22 protein-coding genes are annotated in these 19649 nt (G+C 72.3%); 14 read left to right on the forward strand and 8 right to left on the reverse strand.

From position 1 onward, the window contains the following. The first annotated feature begins 178 nt into the window (after window positions 1–178). Complete coding sequence (locus DDE18_RS13020; protein ID WP_170313282.1) at window positions 179–460, forward strand: WhiB family transcriptional regulator; 282 nt, start codon at window positions 179–181, stop codon at window positions 458–460. 106 nt (window positions 461–566) lie between these two features. Here DDE18_RS13020 and DDE18_RS13025 read toward each other — a convergent pair whose 3' ends face one another. Both DDE18_RS13025 and bagA read right to left on the reverse strand, forming a co-directional pair. Beyond that, window positions 567–1913 carry an ArsA family ATPase gene (locus DDE18_RS13025; protein ID WP_116572694.1) on the reverse strand — a complete coding sequence of 449 codons (1347 nt, stop codon included), beginning with the start codon at window positions 1911–1913 and terminating at the stop codon, window positions 567–569. Beyond that, window positions 1910–2890: an ATPase BagA gene (bagA, locus tag DDE18_RS13030; RefSeq protein WP_116572876.1), complete on the reverse strand. Its 981-nt coding sequence runs from the start codon at window positions 2888–2890 to the stop codon at window positions 1910–1912. Before bagA ends, DDE18_RS13025 begins: the two co-directional genes overlap by 4 nt. Window positions 2891–3079: 189 nt before the next feature. Between bagA and DDE18_RS13035 the strand changes: the two genes are divergently transcribed. Continuing rightward, window positions 3080–3844, forward strand: a complete 765-nt coding sequence (locus tag DDE18_RS13035) for a CoA transferase subunit A (RefSeq protein WP_116572695.1) — start codon at window positions 3080–3082, stop codon at window positions 3842–3844. After that, window positions 3841–4512 carry a 3-oxoacid CoA-transferase subunit B gene (locus tag DDE18_RS13040; RefSeq protein WP_116572696.1) on the forward strand — a complete coding sequence of 224 codons (672 nt, stop codon included), beginning with the start codon at window positions 3841–3843 and terminating at the stop codon, window positions 4510–4512. The genes DDE18_RS13035 and DDE18_RS13040 overlap by 4 nt, the downstream gene beginning before the upstream one ends. Here the strand turns inward: DDE18_RS13040 and DDE18_RS13045 are convergent. Continuing rightward, window positions 4505–5863 (reverse strand): MFS transporter, encoded by a 1359-nt coding sequence (locus tag DDE18_RS13045; RefSeq protein ID WP_116572697.1) that lies wholly within the window; start codon window positions 5861–5863, stop codon window positions 4505–4507. The two genes, DDE18_RS13040 and DDE18_RS13045, sit on opposite strands and share 8 nt — an antisense overlap. A gap of 80 nt (window positions 5864–5943) precedes the next feature. Between DDE18_RS13045 and DDE18_RS13050 the strand changes: the two genes are divergently transcribed. Further along, window positions 5944–6984: an LLM class flavin-dependent oxidoreductase gene (locus DDE18_RS13050; RefSeq protein WP_116572698.1), complete on the forward strand. Its 1041-nt coding sequence runs from the start codon at window positions 5944–5946 to the stop codon at window positions 6982–6984. A 4-nt stretch (window positions 6985–6988) separates the two neighbouring features. Here the strand turns inward: DDE18_RS13050 and DDE18_RS13055 are convergent, their stop codons facing one another. Continuing rightward, window positions 6989–7402 (reverse strand): low affinity iron permease family protein, encoded by a 414-nt coding sequence (locus DDE18_RS13055; RefSeq protein ID WP_116572877.1) that lies wholly within the window; start codon window positions 7400–7402, stop codon window positions 6989–6991. A gap of 53 nt (window positions 7403–7455) precedes the next feature. Here DDE18_RS13055 and sp36 point away from each other — a divergent pair, with 53 nt between their 5' ends. Genes sp36 through DDE18_RS13075 form a run of 5 tightly spaced genes read left to right on the forward strand, consistent with a single transcriptional unit; the run spans window position 7456 to window position 10296 of the window. Continuing rightward, window positions 7456–7611 carry a Sp36 family protein gene (gene sp36 / locus DDE18_RS22985; protein ID WP_165821146.1) on the forward strand — a complete coding sequence of 52 codons (156 nt, stop codon included), beginning with the start codon at window positions 7456–7458 and terminating at the stop codon, window positions 7609–7611. Beyond that, window positions 7611–8066: a RidA family protein gene (locus tag DDE18_RS13060; protein ID WP_116572699.1), complete on the forward strand. Its 456-nt coding sequence runs from the start codon at window positions 7611–7613 to the stop codon at window positions 8064–8066. Before sp36 ends, DDE18_RS13060 begins: the two co-directional genes overlap by 1 nt. Further along, the gene (locus tag DDE18_RS13065; RefSeq protein WP_116572700.1) at window positions 8066–8917 is read left to right on the forward strand and encodes an NUDIX hydrolase; all 852 of its coding nucleotides are present in this window, start codon (window positions 8066–8068) and stop codon (window positions 8915–8917) included. The genes DDE18_RS13060 and DDE18_RS13065 overlap by 1 nt, the downstream gene beginning before the upstream one ends. After that, the gene (locus DDE18_RS13070; RefSeq protein ID WP_245916668.1) at window positions 8914–9726 is read left to right on the forward strand and encodes an MBL fold metallo-hydrolase; all 813 of its coding nucleotides are present in this window, start codon (window positions 8914–8916) and stop codon (window positions 9724–9726) included. The genes DDE18_RS13065 and DDE18_RS13070 overlap by 4 nt, the downstream gene beginning before the upstream one ends. An 18-nt stretch (window positions 9727–9744) precedes the next feature. Further along, window positions 9745–10296, forward strand: coding sequence for a TIGR03086 family metal-binding protein (locus DDE18_RS13075; RefSeq protein WP_116572701.1), 552 nt, complete (start codon window positions 9745–9747; stop codon window positions 10294–10296). A gap of 19 nt (window positions 10297–10315) precedes the next feature. Here DDE18_RS13075 and DDE18_RS13080 read toward each other — a convergent pair whose 3' ends face one another. Together DDE18_RS13080 and DDE18_RS13085 are read right to left on the reverse strand one after the other, a co-directional pair. Next, window positions 10316–11344 carry an aminotransferase class V-fold PLP-dependent enzyme gene (locus tag DDE18_RS13080; RefSeq protein WP_165821147.1) on the reverse strand — a complete coding sequence of 343 codons (1029 nt, stop codon included), beginning with the start codon at window positions 11342–11344 and terminating at the stop codon, window positions 10316–10318. A gap of 2 nt (window positions 11345–11346) precedes the next feature. Beyond that, the gene (locus DDE18_RS13085) at window positions 11347–12024 is read right to left on the reverse strand and encodes a Crp/Fnr family transcriptional regulator (RefSeq protein WP_116572702.1); all 678 of its coding nucleotides are present in this window, start codon (window positions 12022–12024) and stop codon (window positions 11347–11349) included. 211 nt (window positions 12025–12235) lie between these two features. Here DDE18_RS13085 and nth point away from each other — a divergent pair, with 211 nt between their 5' ends. From nth to DDE18_RS13105, 4 genes are read left to right on the forward strand one after another with little or no spacing between them, the layout of a single operon-like run. Next, a complete protein-coding gene (gene nth, locus DDE18_RS13090) occupies window positions 12236–12892 on the forward strand; it encodes an endonuclease III (RefSeq protein ID WP_116572879.1) in 657 nt (218 codons plus the stop codon). Further along, entirely contained in the window at window positions 12889–13500 is a 612-nt protein-coding gene (locus DDE18_RS13095) for a TlpA family protein disulfide reductase (RefSeq protein WP_116572703.1), read from the forward strand. Before nth ends, DDE18_RS13095 begins: the two co-directional genes overlap by 4 nt. Beyond that, the gene (locus tag DDE18_RS13100) at window positions 13497–14216 is read left to right on the forward strand and encodes an NUDIX hydrolase (RefSeq protein WP_245916669.1); all 720 of its coding nucleotides are present in this window, start codon (window positions 13497–13499) and stop codon (window positions 14214–14216) included. The genes DDE18_RS13095 and DDE18_RS13100 overlap by 4 nt, the downstream gene beginning before the upstream one ends. Window positions 14217–14219: 3 nt before the next feature. Then, window positions 14220–15392, forward strand: coding sequence for a MarP family serine protease (locus tag DDE18_RS13105; RefSeq protein ID WP_116572704.1), 1173 nt, complete (start codon window positions 14220–14222; stop codon window positions 15390–15392). Window positions 15393–15476: 84 nt separating this feature from the next. Here the strand turns inward: DDE18_RS13105 and DDE18_RS13110 are convergent, their stop codons facing one another. Then, entirely contained in the window at window positions 15477–15881 is a 405-nt protein-coding gene (locus DDE18_RS13110; RefSeq protein WP_116572705.1) for a phage holin family protein, read from the reverse strand. Window positions 15882–16044: 163 nt separating this feature from the next. Here DDE18_RS13110 and nhaA point away from each other — a divergent pair, with 163 nt between their 5' ends. After that, complete coding sequence (gene nhaA, locus DDE18_RS13115) at window positions 16045–17418, forward strand: Na+/H+ antiporter NhaA (RefSeq protein ID WP_116572706.1); 1374 nt, start codon at window positions 16045–16047, stop codon at window positions 17416–17418. Between the two features lie 105 nt (window positions 17419–17523). On the opposite strand, the gene acs is transcribed toward nhaA, so the two are convergent. After that, window positions 17524–19461, reverse strand: a complete 1938-nt coding sequence (gene acs / locus DDE18_RS13120) for an acetate--CoA ligase (RefSeq protein WP_211754551.1) — start codon at window positions 19459–19461, stop codon at window positions 17524–17526. Between the last annotated feature and the right edge of the window lie 188 nt (window positions 19462–19649).

The raw sequence follows: 19649 nt of genomic DNA on the forward strand, positions 1-19649 counted from the left end.
AGGTTGGGCCGCATCGCGACCGCACGCCTGCGCGGCCGCGGCTAGTCACTTCGGGCCATCGGATTCGGTCCCGATGGCCTCTGTGTGAGAGGGGCTCAAGTGTTTACCGTTCAAGTACGGACATGAATTGGGCGCTATGGGGGCGTCTGACCGGTCCGGGAATCCGGGGTTGAACATCATGTGGGTTGAAGACTGGGCCACTCGGGCAGCGTGCCAGGCGGGGACACCCGACGCGCTCTTCGTACGGGGCGCCGAGCAGAACAAGGCCAAGCAGGTGTGCAGTGGCTGTGCCGTCCGCACCGAGTGCCTTGCCGAGGCACTGGACAACCAGATCGAGTGGGGCGTCTGGGGGGGCATGACCGAGCGCGAGCGCCGGGCACTGCTGCGCCGCCGGCCCGCCGCCTCGTGGCGCACGGTCCTCGAGACCGCCCGGGACCAGCAGACCCCCGTCTCGCTCTGAGGGTCTCGACTTCGCTCGACCAACCGGTGAGGTCTCGACTCCGCTCGACCAACCGGTGAGGCCTCGACTCCGCTCGACCAGCCGACTCCGCTCGACCAGCCGGCGCTCAGGAGCCGTTGCGCGCCAGCAGCTCGCCGACCTCGCGCAGGCCGTCGAGGTCGTGCACGTCTGTCGACAGCGCCGGCACCACCGCGGTCGGGACGCCCGGATGGGCGGTCGCGAACCGGTCACGCAGGTGCACCTCCCGCTCCACGATGCGGACCCGGTCGGCGTGCAGTCTCAGCAGCCCGGCGGTCGTCGAGTCCGGCGCGACCCGCCGCAGCCGGTCGGCCGCGGCCGTGGCCTCCTCTGCTGACAGGTCGCTCAGGGGCCTCGGGCTGGCGCGGTTGACGACCAGACCGGCCAGGGGCATCGAGTCCTCCGTCAGGCGCTCCACGAAGTAAGCGGCCTCCCGGAGCGCGTCCGGCTCCGGCGCGGCGACGACGACGAACGCCGTACCGTCGGCCTGCAGCAGCGCGAAGGTCTTCTGGGCCCGCTGGCGGAAGCCACCGAAGAGGGTGTCGAACGCCGCGACGAAGGTCTGCATGTCCGTGAGCACCTGGGTGCCCAGGACCCGGGTGAGCGCGTGGGTGACCAGGGACATGCCGGCGGTCATGATCCGCGCCGGGCCCTTGGCAGGGGCCAGCAGGAGCCGGATGAAGCGGCCGTCGAGGAAGCTCGACAGCCGCTCCGGGGCGTCGAGGAAGTCCAGCGCCGAGCGGGACGGCGGGGTGTCGACGACGATGAGGTCGTAGGTGCCGTGCTCCTGCGCGTGGGCGTGGATCTGGCCCAGCTTCTCCATCGCCATGTACTCCTGCGTCCCGGCGAACGACGTGGAGAGGGCGACGTAGAAGGGGTTCTGCAGGATCAGGCCGGCCTTCTCGGGGCTGGCCTGGCTGAGCACCACCTCGTCGAAGGTGCTCTTCATGTCGAGCATCATCGCGTCGAGGGAGCCGGGTCTCGACTCCGCTCGACCGTCCGACTCCGCTCGACCGTCCGACTCCGCTCGACCGTCCGACTCCGCTCGACCGTCCGACTCCGCTCGACCGTCCGACTCCGCTCGACCGTCCGACTCCACTGGACCATCCGAGGAGCCGTTCACTCCCTTGACCGGGCGGGGGGTGTTGTCGAGCGCCTCGATGCCCATCGACTGGGCGAGCCGGCGCGCGGGGTCGATCGTGAGCACGACGACCCTGCGCCCCCTCTCGGCCGCGCGCAGCGCCAGGGCCGCCGAGGTCGTGGTCTTGCCGACGCCGCCCGATCCGCAGCACACGATGATGCCGGTGCTGGGGTCGTCGAGCAGGGCGTCGACATCGAGGCGCGGAGCGCGCTCGTCGGTCGCCGCCAGTGGCCCGACGCGGGGCCGCCCCGGCCGGGGCGAGTGCGTGGTCGTGCGCGGGGCACCCCTGCTCATGCCAACCCCTGTTCCTTGAGGGCCGCGGCCAGTTCGTAGAGACCGCCGATGTCGACGCCGCCGGCGAGGCGCGGCAGCTCGTACGCCGGGACGTCGAGGCCGGCGACCACCTCGCGCTGCGAGTCCTCCAGCGCCCGTCGCTCCGCGTGGTCGCGTGCCTCCGCGAGCAGCGAGTCGACCATGGCGTGGTCGACGTCGAGCTTGGCCTTCGCCAGGTCGGCCGCGACGGCCTCCCGGTCGAGCATGTCTTTGCGGACGGCCTCGAGGTCGGCCGCGCCGAGGTCGCGGGGCCGGACCAGGTTGACCACGACGCCACCCACGGGCAGGTGGGCCCTACGCAGGTCCTGGATCCCGTCCGCCGTCTCCTGCACCGGCATCTCCTCGAGCACTGTCACCAGGTGGACCGCGGTGCGAGGCGAGCGGAACAGCGTCATCACCGTGTCGGCCTGCGACTTGATCGGGCCGACCTTGGCGATCCCGGCGAGCTCGCCATTGACATTGAGGAACTGGGTGATCCGGCCGGTCGGCGGGGCGTCGAGCACGATCGCGTCGTACTGCGTGGCGCCCTTGTTGCGGGCGTTGCGCTGGGCCGCCTCGTAGACCTTGCCGGTCAGGAGCACGTCGCGCACGCCGGGGGCGATCGTGGTGGCGAAGTCGATCACGCCGAAGCGGTCGAGCGCCTTCCCCGCGCGGCCGAGCTTGTAGTACATCGCGAGGTACTCCAGCAGGGCCGACTCGGCGTCGATGTGGAGCGCGTAGACCTGCCCGGTGCGGCCGTCGGGGCCGGGCAGGCCCTTGGCGATCCGGCGCTCCTCGTAGGGGAGCGGCTCGACGTCGAACATCCGGGCGATGCCCTGGCGGCCCTCCACCTCGCAGAGGAGCACGTTCTTCCCCGTCGACGCGAGGGCCAGGGCCAGTGCGGCGGCGACCGTGGACTTCCCGGTGCCACCCTTGCCGGTGACGACGTGCAGCCGCACCCCCGGCCAGTCAGAGCGGCTCGGCTGGTCGACGCGGTGGTCGACCGCAGGGACAGTGACATCGACAGGGGGCACGTCCGCAGGATAGGACGCCCGGCCTCGGGGTGGCCTCCCCTAGGATCCACGTGATGGGGGCCACACGCCCCGGCGTACCTCCGGCGCCCGGCGCCGACGAGCGGAAGGAGCCCGATGGACAAGGTCGTGGCGAGCGCGGCGGAGGCCGTCGCCGACATTCCGGACGGAGCCACCCTGGCGGTCGGCGGATTCGGGTTGTGCGGCATCCCGTCGGTGCTGATCGAGGCACTCCTGGAGGCCGGGGTCACCGACCTCGAGGCGGTGTCCAACAACTGCGGCGTGGACGACTGGGGGCTGGGCCGGCTGCTGATGGAGAAGCGGCTGCGGCGCATGGTCTCGTCGTATGTGGGGGAGAACAAGGAGTTCGCCCGGCAGTACCTCTCCGGGGAGCTGGAGGTCGAGCTGACCCCCCAGGGCACGCTGGCGGAGCGGATGCGGGCCGGCGGCTCAGGTATTCCGGCGTTCTTCACCGCCACCGGCGTCGGCACCCAGGTCGCCGAGGGCGGCCTGCCGTGGAAGTACGACGCCGACGGCGGCGTCGAGGTCGCCTCACCCGCCAAGGAGGTGCGGGTCTTCGAGACGGCCGAGGGGGAGAAGGAGTTCGTCCTCGAGCGCGCGATCGTGGCCGACTTCGGGCTGGTGCGGGCCTGGAAGGGCGACCGGCACGGCAACCTCGTCTACCGCGACTCCGCGCGCAACTTCAACCCGCTGGCCGCGATGTGCGGCCGGGTCACTCTCGCCGAGGTCGAGGAGCTCGTCGAGCCCGGCGAGATCGAGCCCAACGACGTGCACACCCCGGGCGTCTTCGTGCAGCGGGTCGTCGCGCTGACGCCCGAGCAGGCGGCGGACAAGCGGATCGAGAAGAGGACGGTCCGATGAGCTGGAATCGCGAGGAGATGGCCGCCCGGGCGGCCTCGGAGCTGACCGACGGGTCCTACGTCAACCTGGGGATCGGGCTGCCGACGCTGGTGCCCAACTACGTGCCCGACGAGGTCGAGATCGTGCTGCAGTCGGAGAACGGCATCCTCGGCGTCGGGCCCTACCCCGTCGCCGGTGAGGAGGACCCCGACCTGATCAACGCCGGCAAGGAGACCGTCACGGTGCGCCGCGGGGCGTCGTTCTTCGACTCCGCCACGTCGTTCGGGATGATCCGCGGCGGCAAGATCGACGCGGCGATCCTCGGCGCGATGCAGGTCTCCAGGCACGGCGACATCGCCAACTGGATGATCCCCGGGAAGATGGTCAAGGGGATGGGCGGGGCGATGGACCTCGTGCACGGCGCCAAGCGGGTGATCGTGCTGATGGAACACGTCGCCAGGGACGGCACCCACAAGATCGTCGACGAGTGCACGCTGCCCTACACCGGCAAGCGGGTGGTGCAGCGGATCATCACCGACCTCTGCGTGATCGACGTGGTCGATCCGGAGACCGGCGAGATCGCCCCCTCCGGCACGCTCGGCGACCGGGCGCTCAAGCTGGTCGAGCTGGCGCCCGGGGTAACCGAGGACGAGGTGCGCGCGGCCACCGGGCCCGAGCTGCTCAGCTGAGCCTGGTGCGGGTGGCGGTGAGCAGGCCGGCGACGGCGAGGGCGACGGCCACGCCGAAGACCGCGAGGAACGGGTCGAGGCCGGCGCGACCGGCGAGGGTGAACACCACGCCCGTGACGGCGAGCGCCACGGCCGCGCCCAGCGAGTCGGCGATCGACAGGGCGGCGGAGTTGAAGCCGCGGTCGCGGTCCGTCGACGCCGCCAGCATGGCAACGCCGGTGCGAGGGTAGCCCAGGCCCATGCCCGCGCCCGCCACGACGTACGCCGCGCCGGCGAGCAGGGCGGGCACGTGCAGCCACACCGAGGCGGCGAGCGAGGCGGTGCCGGCGAGCACGAGCGCCGAGCCCACCAGCATCAGGCGCTCGTCGGAGACGCGCGCGCCGAGCCGGGACTGCACCTGGCTCGCGGTCGCCCAGGTGATGCCGACGACGGTGAGCGCGAGGCCGGCGCGGCCGGGAGTGAGCGACCAGTCCTCCTGGAGCACGAAGACGATGTAGGCCTCGGCGGTGAAGAAGCCGGCGCTCATCAGCCCACGTGTCCCGATGACGGCGGGGAGTCCGCGCGTGGCGGTCAGGGTGCCGCGGGGCACCAGCGGCCGCACGGCGACGACCACCAGGGCCAGGGCGGCGAACGCGAGCAGGGCGCGGCTGCCCTGCGAGGAGCCGAGCAGCTCGAGGGCGAGCGCGCCGCCCGCGGCGAGGGTGGCCCAGAGCAGGCGCGAGGCCGGCACCGGTGCACCCCTGGTCACCTGGTCGGCGAGTCCTCGCAGGGCCGGCGCGATCAGGAGGCCCGCCACCGCCACCAGCGCCACCGTGCCGAGGAAGACCCACCGCCAGCCGATGAGGTCGGCGACGAGGGCCGCGACCGCCGGTCCGAACAGGGAGGGCAGCACCCAGGCCGCGGCGAAGGACGCGAACACGGCCGGCTGCAGGACGGCCGGATAGACGAGGCCCACGACGACGTAGAGGCCGACGGTGAGCGCGCCGCCGCCGAGGCCCTGCAGCACGCGCCCGGCGACGAGGACGTCCATCGACGGCGCCGTGCCGCAGACCAGCAGGCCGAGCGAGAAGAGCACCATCGAGGCAGCCAGCGGCCCGGCCGGGCCGCGGCGGTCGCTCCACATGCCGGCCGCGACCATGCCCACGACTCCGCCGGCGAGCGGTGCCGCGAAGCTCAGGGCGAAGAGCGAGACACCGTCCAGGTCGGCGGCCACGGTCGGCATCACCGTGACCACGGCCATCGCCTCGAACGCCACGAACGCGATGAGGGCGAACATGCCCACCGTCGTCGCGGCGTACCGCTGTCCGAGGATGCGCTCGCGGGTCGGGGCTGGCGGGGTCACGGTCGTCACGATGGCAGACGCTAGGACCTCAAGTGGACTTGAGGTCAACCCGCAGGAATAGCCAGGCGCCGGGCCGGGGTTGGGCCGGGGTGACGACTCCCGCGCTCTCCGTCCTCGACCTGGTGCCGGTGCGCACCGACCAGACCACCTCGGACGCCCTCGCGGCGACGCGCCTGCTGGCCCGGCTCGCGGACGAGCTCGGCTTCCGGCGCTACTGGGTCGCCGAGCACCACAACATGCCCGCGGTGGCCGCGACCAACCCCCCGGTCCTGATCGCGATGCTCGCGGCCGCCACCAGCAGGATCCGGGTCGGATCCGGTGGCGTGATGCTGCCCAACCACGAGCCCCTGGTCGTCGCGGAGCAGTTCGCCCTCCTCGAGGCGGCCCATCCCGGCCGCATCGACCTCGGCATCGGACGGGCGCCCGGCACCGACCCGCTGACCCGCTACGTCCTGCGCGGCGGCGCCTCCGAGGCGGCCGACGACGCCGTCGCGCGGTTCCCGCAGTACGTCGACGACGTGCGCACGCTGATGGAGCCGGACGGGGTCGAGGTGCAGCTCGGGTCGCGCCGTCAGGCCCTGCGATCGACGCCCCGGGCCGCTGGTGTGCCGGAGGTCTGGCTGCTCGGCTCCTCGGACTACTCGGCCCGGCTGGCCGCGGACCGTGGCCTGCCCTACGTCTTCGCCCACCACTTCGCGGGGCAGGGGACCGCCGAGGCGCTGGCCCTCTACCGCTCGGCGTACCGGCCCTCGGAGGCGCACCCGGAGCCGCGCACCTTCCTCACCGTCAATGCCGCCGTCGCCGAGACGGTCGAGGAGGCCCGGCGGCTCGCGCTTCCCCAGGTGCAGGCGATGGTCGCCCTGCGGACCGGCGGCCGGCTGGGCCCCCAGCGGCTCGTCGAGGAGGCGGAGGCGCAGCCGGTGGCTCCCGAGCACGAGGGCCTCGCGGCCGCGATGCTCCGGCGGTGGGTCGTGGACACCCCCGACCGGGCCCGCGAGCGGATCGCGGAGCTGGCCGGGCAGTTCGGCGTGGACGAGGTGATGGTCCACCCGGTGGTGGGTGCCTTCGCCGGCACGCCGGCCGATGCCGCGCCCGCGCGGGAGGCGACGCTCCACCTGCTCGCGGGCTGACGTCCTAGTGGCGCTCCTCCAGCCCCACGCTCTCGCGCAGCTTCCGGACCGCGTCCCGCAGCTCCTCGTTGTCCGAGGCATGGTGGGTCATCAGCGCCGAGAGCGCCTCGGCGATCACGTTGAGCTTCTCCTGCGTCGCCTCCTGGGACCGGCGGCCGGAGTTCTCGAGCAGGACCAGCAGCACAAGGGCCACGACGGACGCGATGGTGTGGATCGCGATCTGCCAGGCGTGGGCGTCGTGCCAGAGGGGATAGCTCGCCGCCCACGCCGCCACGATCACGAGCATCACCAGGAAGAACGGCGCCGAGCTGACCACCCGGTGGCTCGACTCGACGAACTTCTCGAACGGCCCGAGTCCTTCACTGTGGCGCCGGCTCTCTGCCGCCGGGGTGCGCTGTTCCTCGTGCGTGGGCTCCATCATCCGAGGGTAGCCGCGTGCCGGGTCCCAGGGCCGCGAGTAGGGTCGGCGCCATGACGACGTGGGAATACCAGGTGGCGCCGATTCCGCTCCACAACGAGGCGCTGATGCTCAACAACTTCGGCCAGGACGGGTGGGAGCTCGTGGCCATCCACACCAACGCGCAGGGTGGCCTGGTGGCCTTCCTGAAGCGCGCCAAGGACGCCTGATGGGTGCCGAGGCGACGCTCCGGTCGATGGGCATCACGGTCCCCGAGGTGGTGCCGCCACTCGCGGCGTACGTCCCCGCCGTGCGTTCCGGCAACCTCGTCTTCACCGCCGGCCAGCTGCCCGCCCGCGACGGCGAGATGCTCGCCGTCGGCAAGGTCGGCGCCGAGGTGACCGAGGAGCAGGCCTACGAGTGCGCCCGCCAGGCCGCGCTCAACGCGCTGGCCGCGATCCGGGCCGAGATCGGCTCGCTCGACGACATCAAGCGCGTGGTCAAGGCGGTCGTCTTCGTCGCGTCGACGCCCGACTTCACCGCGCAGCCGAAGGTCGCCAACGGCGCCTCGGAGTTCCTCGGCGAGGTCTTCGGCGACGCCGGCCGCCACGCGCGCTCCGCCGTGGGCGTCCCGGTGCTGCCCCTCGACGTCCCCGTCGAGGTCGAGCTCGTCGTCGAGGTCTGATGCGCCGACTGCCGCTGCCCGACGGCCTGGTCGAGCAGGCCAGGGCGTACGCCGAAGGGCGGGCCACGCCGGCCGAGCCCCGCGACGCGGCGACCGTCGTGCTGCTGCGCGACGGCGACGACGGGCCCGAGGTCTACCTGCTGCGGCGGCAGGCGTCGATGGCGTTCGCCGCCGGCATGTGCGTGTTCCCGGGCGGCGGCGTCGATCCCCGAGACTTCGACCACTCGGTCGCCTGGGCGGGTCCGTCGCCCGCGGAGTGGGCGGCCCGGCTCGGCTGCGACGAGGCGATGGCGCGGGCGCTCGTGTGCTCGGCCGTCCGGGAGACCTTCGAGGAGTCCGGCGTCCTGCTCGCCGGGCCGTCGGCGGACTCGGTGGTGGCGGACACGACCGGCGCCGACTGGGAGTCCGACCGGGTCGCGCTCGAGTCGCGGGAGCTGTCCTTCACCTCCTTCCTCGCCGACCGCGGGCTTGTGCTCAGGTCGGACCTGCTCGGGGTCTGGGCCGGCTGGCTGACGCCGGTCTTCGAGCCTCGCCGCTACCGCACCTGGTTCTTCGTCGCCGTGCTGCCGGAGGGACAGGTGACCCGCGACGTCTCCAGCGAGTCGGCCTCGGTGACCTGGCTGCCGGCGAAGCAGGCCGTCGAGCTCGTGGAGGCCGGCGAGATGCTGATGCTTCCGCCGACCTACCTGACCTGCCTCGACGTCGCGGAGTACGCCGCGACCGCCGACGTGCTCGCCGAGGCAGCGGGCCGCACGGTCGAGATGTTCATGCCCGAGATCGTGGAGGAGGGCGAGGGATTCGTGCTGTCCACTCCCACGCACTACGTGGGGCTGCTGGAGGCGCGCCGGTGAGCTGGGCCGGGGGCTCCTTCGGGTCCAGCGGCACCTGCGTGCTGGCGCCCAACGCCGGCCCGATGACCCTCGACGGCACCAACACCTGGGTGCTCCGTGCTCCCGGGTCCTCCCGCTCGGTCGTGGTCGACCCGGGGCCCTCCGTCGAGTCCCACCTGGCCGCGATCGGGGATGCGGCGGGCGACGTGAGCGCCGTACTCCTCACCCACCACCACGCCGACCACAGCGAGGCCGCCCGCGAGTTCGCCGAGCGGCACGGCTGCGGCGTGCGGGCGCTCGACCCGGCGTACCGCCTCGGCTCGGAGGGCCTGGGCGAGGGTGACGTGGTCGTCGTCGACGACCTCGAGGTGCACGTCGTCGCGACGCCCGGGCACACCTCCGACTCGCTGTCCTTCGTGGTCCCCGCCGACGGCGCGGTGCTGACCGGCGACACGGTGCTCGGGCGCGGGACGACCGTGGTCGCGCACCCCGACGGCGAGCTCGGTGCCTACCTGTCCTCGCTCGAGCGCCTCCGTGCGCTGTGCGGCGAGCAGAGCATCACGTCCGTCTGGCCGGGTCACGGGCCGGTGATCACCGACGCGCTCGGCGCGATCGACCACTACCTCGCGCACCGTCAGGAGCGGCTCGACCAGGTCCGCGACGCGCTGCGGGTGCTGCACGCGCGGGCGCGCTCCGGTGAGCGGCTCGACCACGAGGCGCTGCCCCGGGCGATCGTCGAGATCGTCTACGCCGACGTCGACCCGGTGCTGTGGGGCGCGGCCGAGCTGTCGGTGCGGGCCCAGCTGTCGTTCCTTTCCTCACGCGGCTGAGACTCCTACGGTGGGGGCATGGGCACTCCACAGCAGACCACTGACCACCAGGCCGTCGTGGCGCTCTCGCGGGCGCTCGACCAGGCCGGCGACGTGCTCGCCGCCGTGCGCCCCGACCATCTCGACCGGCCCACGCCGTGCGAGGGCTGGACGGTGCGCCAGCTCGTCGGGCACCTTGCCGCCACTCCCGCCAACTTCCTCGCGATGAACCGCGGCGAGGACGTCGACTGGTCCGCCGAGCACGAGCCGAGCGACACGTACGTCGCGGACTACCGGGCGAGCGCCGACGACCTCATCCACCACTGGCACCAGCGGCCGGACTCCGACGCCCCGCAGGCCGACTTCCAGACCGCCGAGCTGGCCCTGCACACGTGGGACCTGGCCCGGGCCATCGGGTGGTCCCGGCCGCTCGAGCCCCTCGTCGCCGAGCGCGCGCTGGCGATGCTGGAGGGGGCGCTCACGCCGGACAACCGCGGCGACGCGTTCCGCCCGCCCGTCGACGTGCCTGCTGATGCGCCGGTCTACGATCGGCTCGCGGGGTTTGCGGGGCGCGATCCGTCGACGCTCTAGCCCCGGATTCCGGGACCTCTCAGGCGAGCACGCGCAGCGCGGCCTCGACGTCGTCCTCGTCGTTGTAGAGGTGGAACGACAGCCGGAGCCGGCCGGCGCGCACGGCGGCGCGCAGCTCGGCCGCAGCCAGGCGATCGGTGACGTCATCGGGGCAGGGCACCGACACGATGGCCGAGTCGCCCGGTGGCAGCCCGAGGCCCTCGCGGAAGGCGTTGGCCAGGCCGAGGTCGTGCGCGTGGATGCGCTCGATGCCGAGGTCGAGGAGCAGGTCGAGCGCGGGTGCGTGGCCGACCCAGCTCGCCCACGCCGGCGAGACATCGAGGCGTCGGGCAGTGCCGGCCAGCCTCAGCGGCGGCCCGTAGATCGATTCCCAGCGCTGCTCGCCGGCATACCACCCGGCGGCGAGCGGCGGCAGCGCGTCGAGCAGCCCCGGCCGCACGCCGAGGAAGGCCGTGCCGCGGGGGCCGAGGAGCCACTTGTAGCCACCGCACACGACGTAGTCGGCGCGCGGGTCGGCCAGCGGCAGCCAGCCGGCCGCCTGGGTGACGTCGACGAGGGTGCGTGCACCGGCTGCCTCGGCCGCGTCCGCGAGCGCGGCCAGGTCGACGAGCCGCCCGTCGGCAGACTGGACGGCCGAGACCGCCACGAGCCCCACCGAGGCATCGATCGACTCGACGAGCTCCTCGAGGGGCACGAGGCGTACGTCGAGCGCAGGGGACGCGAGGAACGGGAACAGCACCGAGGTGAAGTCCTCCTCGGCGGTGAGCACGCGAGTGCCCGCGGGCAACCCTGCCGCAACGAGCCCGACGAACTGCGAGGTCTGGCTGCCGGTCGCCACGTCGTCCGGCGACAGGCCGACCAGCGTCGCGAACGCCGATCGGCAGCGCTCGACGTCGGCGTCCACGTCGGGAGCATGCACCGAGCCAGACGCGCGGGCGTCCTCGAACGCGCGCAGCGCCTCGGTCGCCCGTCTCGGGGCGAGCCCGAGGGTCGCAGAGTTGAGGAACGTGCCCCGGGGAGCGAACTCCGCCGGGGCCAGCGACGGCATCGTCAGCGGGCTCGGCGGGAGAGGCGCTCGATGTCCATGATCACGACGGAGCGGGGCTCGAGGCGGAGCCAGCCGCGCGAGGCGAAGTCGGCGAGCGCCTTGTTGACCGTCTCGCGGGAGGCGCCCACCAGCTGGGCGAGCTCCTCCTGGGTGAGGTCGTGGTGGACGTGCACGCCGTCGTCGGCGGTGCGGCCGAAGCGGTCGGCGAGGTCGAGCAGCGCCTTGGCGACGCGGCCCGGCACGTCGGAGAACACCAGGTCGGCGACGACGTCGTTGGACTTGCGCAGGCGGGCGGCGAGCTGGGCGAGCAGGCCGCGGGCCACCATCGGACGGCCGTCGAGCCAGCGCAGCAGGTCCTCGTGGGACAGCGAAGCGAAGGTGGCGTCGGTGACCGCGGTGACGGTCGCCGAGCGCGGCCCCGGGTCGAAGAGCGAGAGCTCGCCGAACATCTGGCCCGGGCCCATGATCGCCAGCAGGTTCTCCCGGCCGTCACTCGAGGTGCGGCCGAGCTTCACCTTGCCCTCGACCACGATGTAGAGCTTGTCGCCCGAGTCGCCCTCGTGGAAGAGCACGTCGCCCCGGCGCAGCTTGGTCTCCGCCATGGAATTGTGCAGCGCCGTGGCCGCCTCGTCGTCGAGGGCGCTGAACAGCGGGGCCTGACGCAGCACGTCGTTGTCCACGGGGAATCCTCCAGTGAGTCGCGGTCCCAGGCCTAGGGGGAACGACGGCCGGGGCATGGTGGTTCTGGCGTGATCCTAGTCGTGTTATGAGTCACACACGGCAATCAGACCACAACCAGGGTTGTCGTTAGCGGGTCGTACCCTGTCTGCCGTGCCCGCCTCGCCGACTGTCGTCCGCCCCGACACCGCCCTCGTCAGACGCGCACGCAAGATGGACCGGGTGCTCGCCGAGACCTACCCCGAGGCCCGCTGCGAGCTCGACTTCAGCACGCCGTTCGAGCTCCTCGTCGTCACCGTCCTGAGCGCCCAGACCACCGACCGGCGGGTCAACGCGGCGAGCCCCGCACTCTTCGCGGCATACCCGACGCCGGTCGCGATGGCGGCCGCGCCGCGCGAGCACCTCGAGCAGCTGGTCGGCCCGCTCGGCTTCTTCCGGCAGAAGACCGAGGCGCTCCTCAAGCTCAGCCAGGCGATCGTGGAGCGCTACGACGGGGAGGTGCCGGGCCGCCTCGAGGACCTCGTCACCCTCCCGGGAGTCGGCCGCAAGACCGCCAACGTCGTGCTGGGCAACGCGTTCGGCGTCCCGGGCATCACCGTCGACACCCACTTCGGCAGGCTCGTCCGCCGCTTCGGGTGGACCGAGGAGACCGACCCCGTGAAGGTGGAGCACGCCGTCGGCGCGCTGTTCCCCAAGCGCGACTGGACGATGCTCTCCCACCACGTGATCTGGCACGGCCGCCGCCGCTGCCACGCCAAGAAGCCCGCGTGCGGCGCCTGCCCGCTCGCCCGCCTCTGCCCGTCCTACGGCCTGGGCCCGACCGACCCGGTGGAGGCCGACAAGCTCGTCAAGACCCAGGGGCCGGCGTGAGGCTGCGGCTCGCAGCCCTCGCGGCTGCCCTCCTCTGCGCGGGCGTGCTCTCGGCCTGCGACGCCGACGTCGCGCCGCCCGGAGACCCCGACGTGCGGGTCGACACCCCGGCGCTGCGCGAGCTCAAGCGCGAGATCGGCATGGAGCCGTGCCGCCCGGGGGACGCCGAGCCCGTCGACGGCGGCCTCCCGGAGGTCAGCCTGCCGTGCCTGGGCGGCGGCGAGGACGTCGACCTCTCGACGCTGCGCGGCCCGCTGGTGGTCAACCTCTGGCAGGCCTTCTGCGGTCCCTGCAAGAAGGAGATGCCGGCGCTGCAGGCCTTCCACGAGCGGTACGGCGATCGCGTGGGCGTGCTCGGCGTCGACTACCAGGACGTCAACCCGGAGGCGGCGCTCGGACTCGCGCGGCGCACGGGCGCGACGTACCCCTCCGTCGCCGATCCGGCCGGCGAGCTGCAAGGCCAGGACTCGATCGGCGTGATCCGCGGGATGCCGACCTTCGTGCTGGTGGACGCCGAGGGCCGGGTGGCCAGCGTGCTGCCCGGGGGCGTCGACTCGGTCGCCGATATCAAGGAGATGGTCGCCGAGCACCTGGGGGTGCAGCTGTGAGCACGTTCGACGGCGTGCCGCTGCCCGACTGGCTGGTGGCCGTCGCGCACGCCGCCGACACCCTCGACGTGGACGACCTGACCACGTTCAGGCCGCCGGACGACGGATCGACCCGCAAGGCGGCGGTGCTGATCCTCTTCGCCGACTCGCCCCCGGTCGACGGTGTCCCCGGCGAGCTGCTGCTCACCGAGCGGGCCCACCACATGCGCACCCAGCCCGGGCAGGTGTCCTTCCCAGGCGGCTCCACCGACCCCGGCGAGACGGCCGTCGAGGCCGCGCTGCGCGAGGCAGAGGAGGAGGTCGGCCTCGATCCGGCGGGCATCCACGTCTTCGGCAGCCTGCCCGAGCTGTGGCTGCCGCCGAGCAACTTCGCGGTGACACCGGTCCTGGGCTACTGGCACGCCCCGGCGCCCGTCTGGGTCAGCAGCCCCGACGAGGTGCACGCGGTCCACCACGTCCCCATCGCCGAGCTCCTCGACCCCGAGCACCGGATCACCGTGACCCATCCCAGCGGATACCGCAGCCCCGGCTTCCTGATCGGGCCCGACAAGGACGTGATCCTGTGGGGCTTCACCGCCGGCATCCTCTCGCGGCTCTTCGATCACCTCGGCTGGACGCGCGACTGGGACCAGGCGCGGCTGCGTGACCTTCCGCAGCACATGCTGCAGGGTGGATCCACCCGGCGGCCCCGGGCGGACACCACAGACCAGGAGTGAGCGATGAACCCCCTCGACTGGTGCCTCCTGGTGCTGGTGGGTCTCTATGCCCTCTCGGGCTACTGGCAGGGCTTCGTCACCGGGGCCTTCGCCACCGCCGGCCTGCTGCTCGGTGGGCTGTTCGGCATCTGGGTGGCGCCGATCGCCCTCGGTGACGCCGCCCCGTCCCTGTGGGTCTCGCTGGGGGCGCTCTTCATCGTGATCCTCTCCGCGTCGGTGGGGCAGGCGGTCCTGCAGTACACCGGCGCCCGGATCCGCGACCGGATCACCTGGCAGCCGATCCGGGCCGTGGACGCGGTCGGGGGCGCGGCGCTCAGTGCCGCCGCCGTACTGATCGTCGCCTGGGCCCTCGGCGTGGCCATCTCCGGCTCGCGGATCGGACCCGTCACCACGCTGGTGCGCGAGTCCACGGTCCTGGCGCGGGTCGACCAGACGCTGCCCAGGCAGGCCGGGACGGTGCTGCAGACCTTCAACAACGTGGTCGGCACCACGTTCTTCCCGCGCTACCTCGAGCCCTTCGCCCCCGAGCGCATCGTCGAGGTGGGCCCGGGACCCAGGCGGCTCCTCCAGGATCCCGACGTGCTCGACGCCGCCCCGAGCGTGCTCAAGGTGCGCGGCACCAACGAGTGCGGCAACGGCGTCGAGGGCACCGGCTTCGTCTACTCCCCGGACCGGCTGATGACCAACGCACACGTCGTCGCCGGCGTCGACCAGCCCGAGGTCGAGATCGGCGGCTCGTCGGTGCCCGCGCGCGTGGTCCTCTACGACGAGGACCTCGACATCGCCGTGCTCGCCTTCGAGGCCGACGTGCCCCACCTCGTCTTCGACAAGTCGGCCGAGGCGACCGATGGCGTCGCGGTGCTCGGCTACCCGCAGGACGGCCCCTACGACGTGCAGCCTGGCCGCATCCGGTCCGAGCAGCGGCTGCGCTCACCCGACATCTACGGCGAGGGCTCGGTGATCCGCGACGTCATCTCCCTCCGCGCGCTGGTCCGGCCGGGCAACTCGGGTGGCCCCGTGATCTCCTCGGGCGGCGACGTGGTCGGGGTGGTCTTCGCGGCCTCGGTGACCGACGCCGAGACCGGCTACGCGCTCACGGCCGACCAGGTCGCCGAGAGCGCCGCCCGGGGCGTGACCTCGTCGGCGACGGTCGACACCGGCACCTGCGTGCGCTAGCCGGGTCTCGATACGGCGCTGGCGCGCCTACTCGACCAGCGAGAAGAACTTCGAGACGGCGCTGGCGCGCCTACTCGACCAGCGTCAGCCGTGCCCCTTCAGGGCGCGGGGGATCTCCCTGCCCTGGGCCATGGCGCGCTCGGGGCCCTTGACCTGCTTGACCTGCCTGAAGCCGATGTAGGCGAGCAGACCGGCGACGAGGAGGTAGAAGGCGAAGACGATCAGGAACGCCCAGTGCAGGTCGAGGCCGGAGCCGTTCCAGTGGATGAGGTAGGCGATCGCGACGGACAGCATGATGATGGCGAGCACCGCCAGGAAACCGGCGGCGGCGAACAGGCCGAGGCCGGTGCCGCCGTGCTTGAAGCTGACCTTCAGCTCCGACTTGGCCAGCTGGATCTCCTTCGAGATCAGCGTGGAGATGTCGCGGCTGGCGTCGACGACCAGAGCGCCGATGGTCGGATCGGTGTCCTTGACCGGTTCGGAAGCCATGCGGTGTGTCCTATCGGTGGCGACGCGGAGGCTGACGTGGCCGACCCTACACAAGGGCGGCGCCCGGCTAGCATGGTCCGCAGGTGTGCCGGGAAGTCTGGTCGGCTCGTGCCCTGCCCCGGGGTGCGGACGACGATCGACGACCCCCACGAGAGGCCGCCGCATGACCAACCCCCACGGTGACCAGCCCGACATCTCCGAGGACGAGGTCTGGCGCACCGGGCCCTCCTACCTCGCGAGCAACAAGCCGCTGGTGCGGCTGGTCGCGCGGCCCCTGCGCGAGTTCCTGCGGGTCGAGGCGGCGGGCTCGCTGCTGCTGCTGGCGGCCGCCGCTGTCGCGCTGGTGTGGGCCAACTCGCCCGTCGCCGCGTCGTACGACTCGTTCTGGCACACCGAGGTCGGCCTCGAGATCGGGCCGCTGCACCTCGTCGAGTCGCTGCAGCACTGGGTCAACGACGCGCTGATGGTGATCTTCTTCTTCGTCGTCGGCCTGGAGATCAAGTACGAGCTGGTCCACGGCGACCTGCGCGACCCCCGCACCGCGGCGCTCCCGATCATCGCCGCGGTCGGCGGCATGGCGGTGCCCGCGCTGGTCTATTTCGCGATCGCGGGCGGTCCCGAGACCGGCAGCGGCTGGGGCATCCCGATGGCCACCGACATCGCCTTCGCCGTCGGGGTCCTGGGACTGCTCGGGCGCCGCATCCCGAGCGCGGCTCGCCTGTTCCTGCTGACCCTGGCGATCGTCGACGACATCGGCGCGATCATCGTGATCGCGATCTTCTACACCGCCGAGCTCGACATGGCCTGGCTCGCCACGGCGACCGGCCTGCTGCTCGTCATGGTGGGGCTGCGGATGCTGCGGGTGTGGTCGTTCCCCGTGTACGTCGTGCTCGGCGTGGGGGTCTGGTTCGCGCTCCTCGAATCGGGCGTGCACGCCACACTGGCCGGCGTCGCCATCGGACTGATCACGCCCGCGACCGCCCTGCTGCGGGAGGATGTGGCCCGCTCCTACGCCCGTGAGGCGATCACCGACCACCATCTCGACGCCGACGAGCTCGCGCGCCTGCGCTTCCTGCTCGCGGAGTCGGTGCCCGTGGTCGAGAGGCTGCAGGCCCAGCTGCACCCCGTCTCGGCGTACCTCGCCCTGCCCGTCTTCGCGCTCGCCAACGCCGGCGTCGACCTGCGCGGCGGGGTGGTCGGGGAGGCCATGACGTCGTCGGTCGCCCAGGGCATCGTGCTCGGCCTCGTCGTCGGCAAGCCGGCGGGCATCGTGCTCGCCTGCTTCGTGGCGGTGCGGCTGGGACTCGGCCGGCTGCCCGACCGCACGACGTGGACGATGGTGTCCGGCATCGGCTGCGTGGCGGGAATCGGCTTCACGGTGTCGCTGTTCATCGCGGGGCTGTCGTTCCCCGGCTCCGAGCAGCTCACGGGGGACGCCAAGGTCGGCATCCTGCTCGCCTCGGCCGCTGCTGCGGTGCTCGGCTGGCTGCTGCTGCGGCTCACCTCGCCCGAGCCGCTGCCCGACGCGGACGACTGAGCGCCGTACGAACCCTGATCCTGGGGTAGTCCGTGACGATCGGACCCTCAACCGGCTCGGCCAAGGGTCCGATCGTCACGGACTACCCCGAGAAGCAGGGGCAGGTCAGTCCTCGGAGGGGGCCGAGGCCTCCTTCGACTTGATCAGGTCCATCACCGTCGAGTCGGCCAGCGTGGTGACGTCGCCGACCTCCCGGTGCTCGGCGACGTCCTTGAGCAGGCGGCGCATGATCTTGCCGGAGCGGGTCTTCGGCAGCTCGGGGACGATCATGATCTGGCGCGGCTTGGCGATCCCGCCGATCTCCTTGGCCACGTGGTTGCGCAGCTCGGTGACCAGGTCGTCGCCCTGCACGCCCGCCGACTCCCGGAGGATGACGAACGCGCAGACCGCCTGGCCGGTCATCTCGTCGGCGGCACCCACGACGGCGGCCTCGGCGACCATCGGGTGGGAGACGAGCGCCGACTCGATCTCGGTGGTGGAGAGGCGGTGGCCGGAGACGTTCATGACGTCGTCGACGCGGCCGAGCAGCCAGATGTCGCCGTCGTCGTCCTTCTTGGCGCCGTCGCCGGCGAAGTAGAGGCCCTCCCAGCGCGACCAGTAGGTGTCCTTGAAGCGCTGGTCGTCGCCCCACAGCGTGCGCAGCATCGCCGGCCACGGCTGCGTGAGCACGAGGTAGCCGCCGGAGCCGTTGGGCACCGGGCGCGCCTCGTCGTCGACCACGTCGGCGGCGACGCCGGGCAGCGGCGTCATCGCCGAGCCGGGCTTGCCCGACGTCACGCCCGGCAGCGGGCTGATCAGGATCTGGCCGGTCTCGGTCTGCCACCAGGTGTCGACGATCGGGGCCTTGTCGCCGCCGATGTTCTTGCGGTACCAGATGTATGCCTCGGGGTTGATCGGCTCGCCGACCGAGCCGAGGAGGCGGATCGAGGAGCGGTCGTACTTCGCAGGGATCTCGTCGCCCCACTTCATGAACGTCCGGATCGCGGTGGGTGCGGTGTAGAAGATCGTGACGCCGTACTTCTCGACGATCTCCCACCAGCGGCCCTTGTGCGGGGCGTCGGGCGTGCCCTCGTACATCACCTGCGTCGAGCCGTTGGCCAGCGGGCCGTAGACCATGTAGCTGTGGCCGGTCACCCAGCCGACGTCGGCGGTGCACCAGTAGACGTCGGTCTCCGGCTTGAGGTCGAAGACCGCCCAGTGCGTCCAGGACGTGCCGACCAGGTAGCCGCCGGTCGTGTGCAGGATGCCCTTCGGCTTGCCGGTGGTGCCGGAGGTGTACATCACGTAGAGCGGGTGCTCGCTGTCGTGGAGCTCGGCCTCGTGCTCGGCCGACGCGGCGTCGACGACGTCGTGCCACCACACGTCGCGGCCCTCGGCCCAGTCGACATCCTGTCCGGTACGCCGCACCACGAGGACGTTGCGCACGAGGTCGCCCACCTTGGCGATGGCCTCGTCGACGGCCGGCTTGAGCGCGGACGGGGCGCCGCGCCGGTAGCCGCCGTCTGCGGTGATGATCACCTTGGCCTCGCAATCGGTGACCCGCGAGGCGAGGGCGTCGGCGGAGAAGCCGCCGAAGACCACGGTGTGGGGAGCGCCCAGGCGCGCGCAGGCCAGCATCGCGACGACCGTCTCGGGGATCATCGGCATGTAGATCGCGACCCGGTCGCCCTTCTGCACGCCGAGCTCGGTGAGCGCGTTGGCGGCGCGGCACACCTCGTCCTTGAGCTGGGCGTAGGTGAGGTCGCGGGTGTCGTCCTCCGGCTCGCCGACCCAGTGGAGGGCGACCTTGTCGCCGCGGCCGGCCTCGACGTGGCGGTCGAGGCAGTTGACCGCCGCGTTGATCGTGCCGCCGACGAACCACTTGGCGAAGGGCGGGTTGCTCCAGTCGAGCACCTGGTCCCACTTCTGGCCCCAGTCGAGCCGCTCGGCGGCCTCGGCCCAGAAGGCTTCGCGATCGGAGGCGGCCCGCTCGTAGGCCTCCTCGGTGACGTTCGCCGAGGCGGCCAGCTCGGCCGGTGGTGCGAAGCGCCGCTGCTCGTTCATGAGGTTGGACAGGGTTTCCTCGGACAAGGCTCTCTCCTGCTCGATCTGGGGGTGGCGTGGGCCACCTGCGAACCTACTCCCCGCCAGCCTTCCGGGACGAGGGTTGCACGGTGGTCGCCAGGGTGGTCGGTGGAACGGGCGACGGCGGCTGTAACGCCGGGTCAGGAGCTGTAGTACCTATGGAATTT

Source organism: Nocardioides gansuensis (assembly GCF_003076135.1).
Taxonomy (GTDB): Bacteria; Actinomycetota; Actinomycetes; order Propionibacteriales; family Nocardioidaceae; genus Nocardioides; species Nocardioides gansuensis.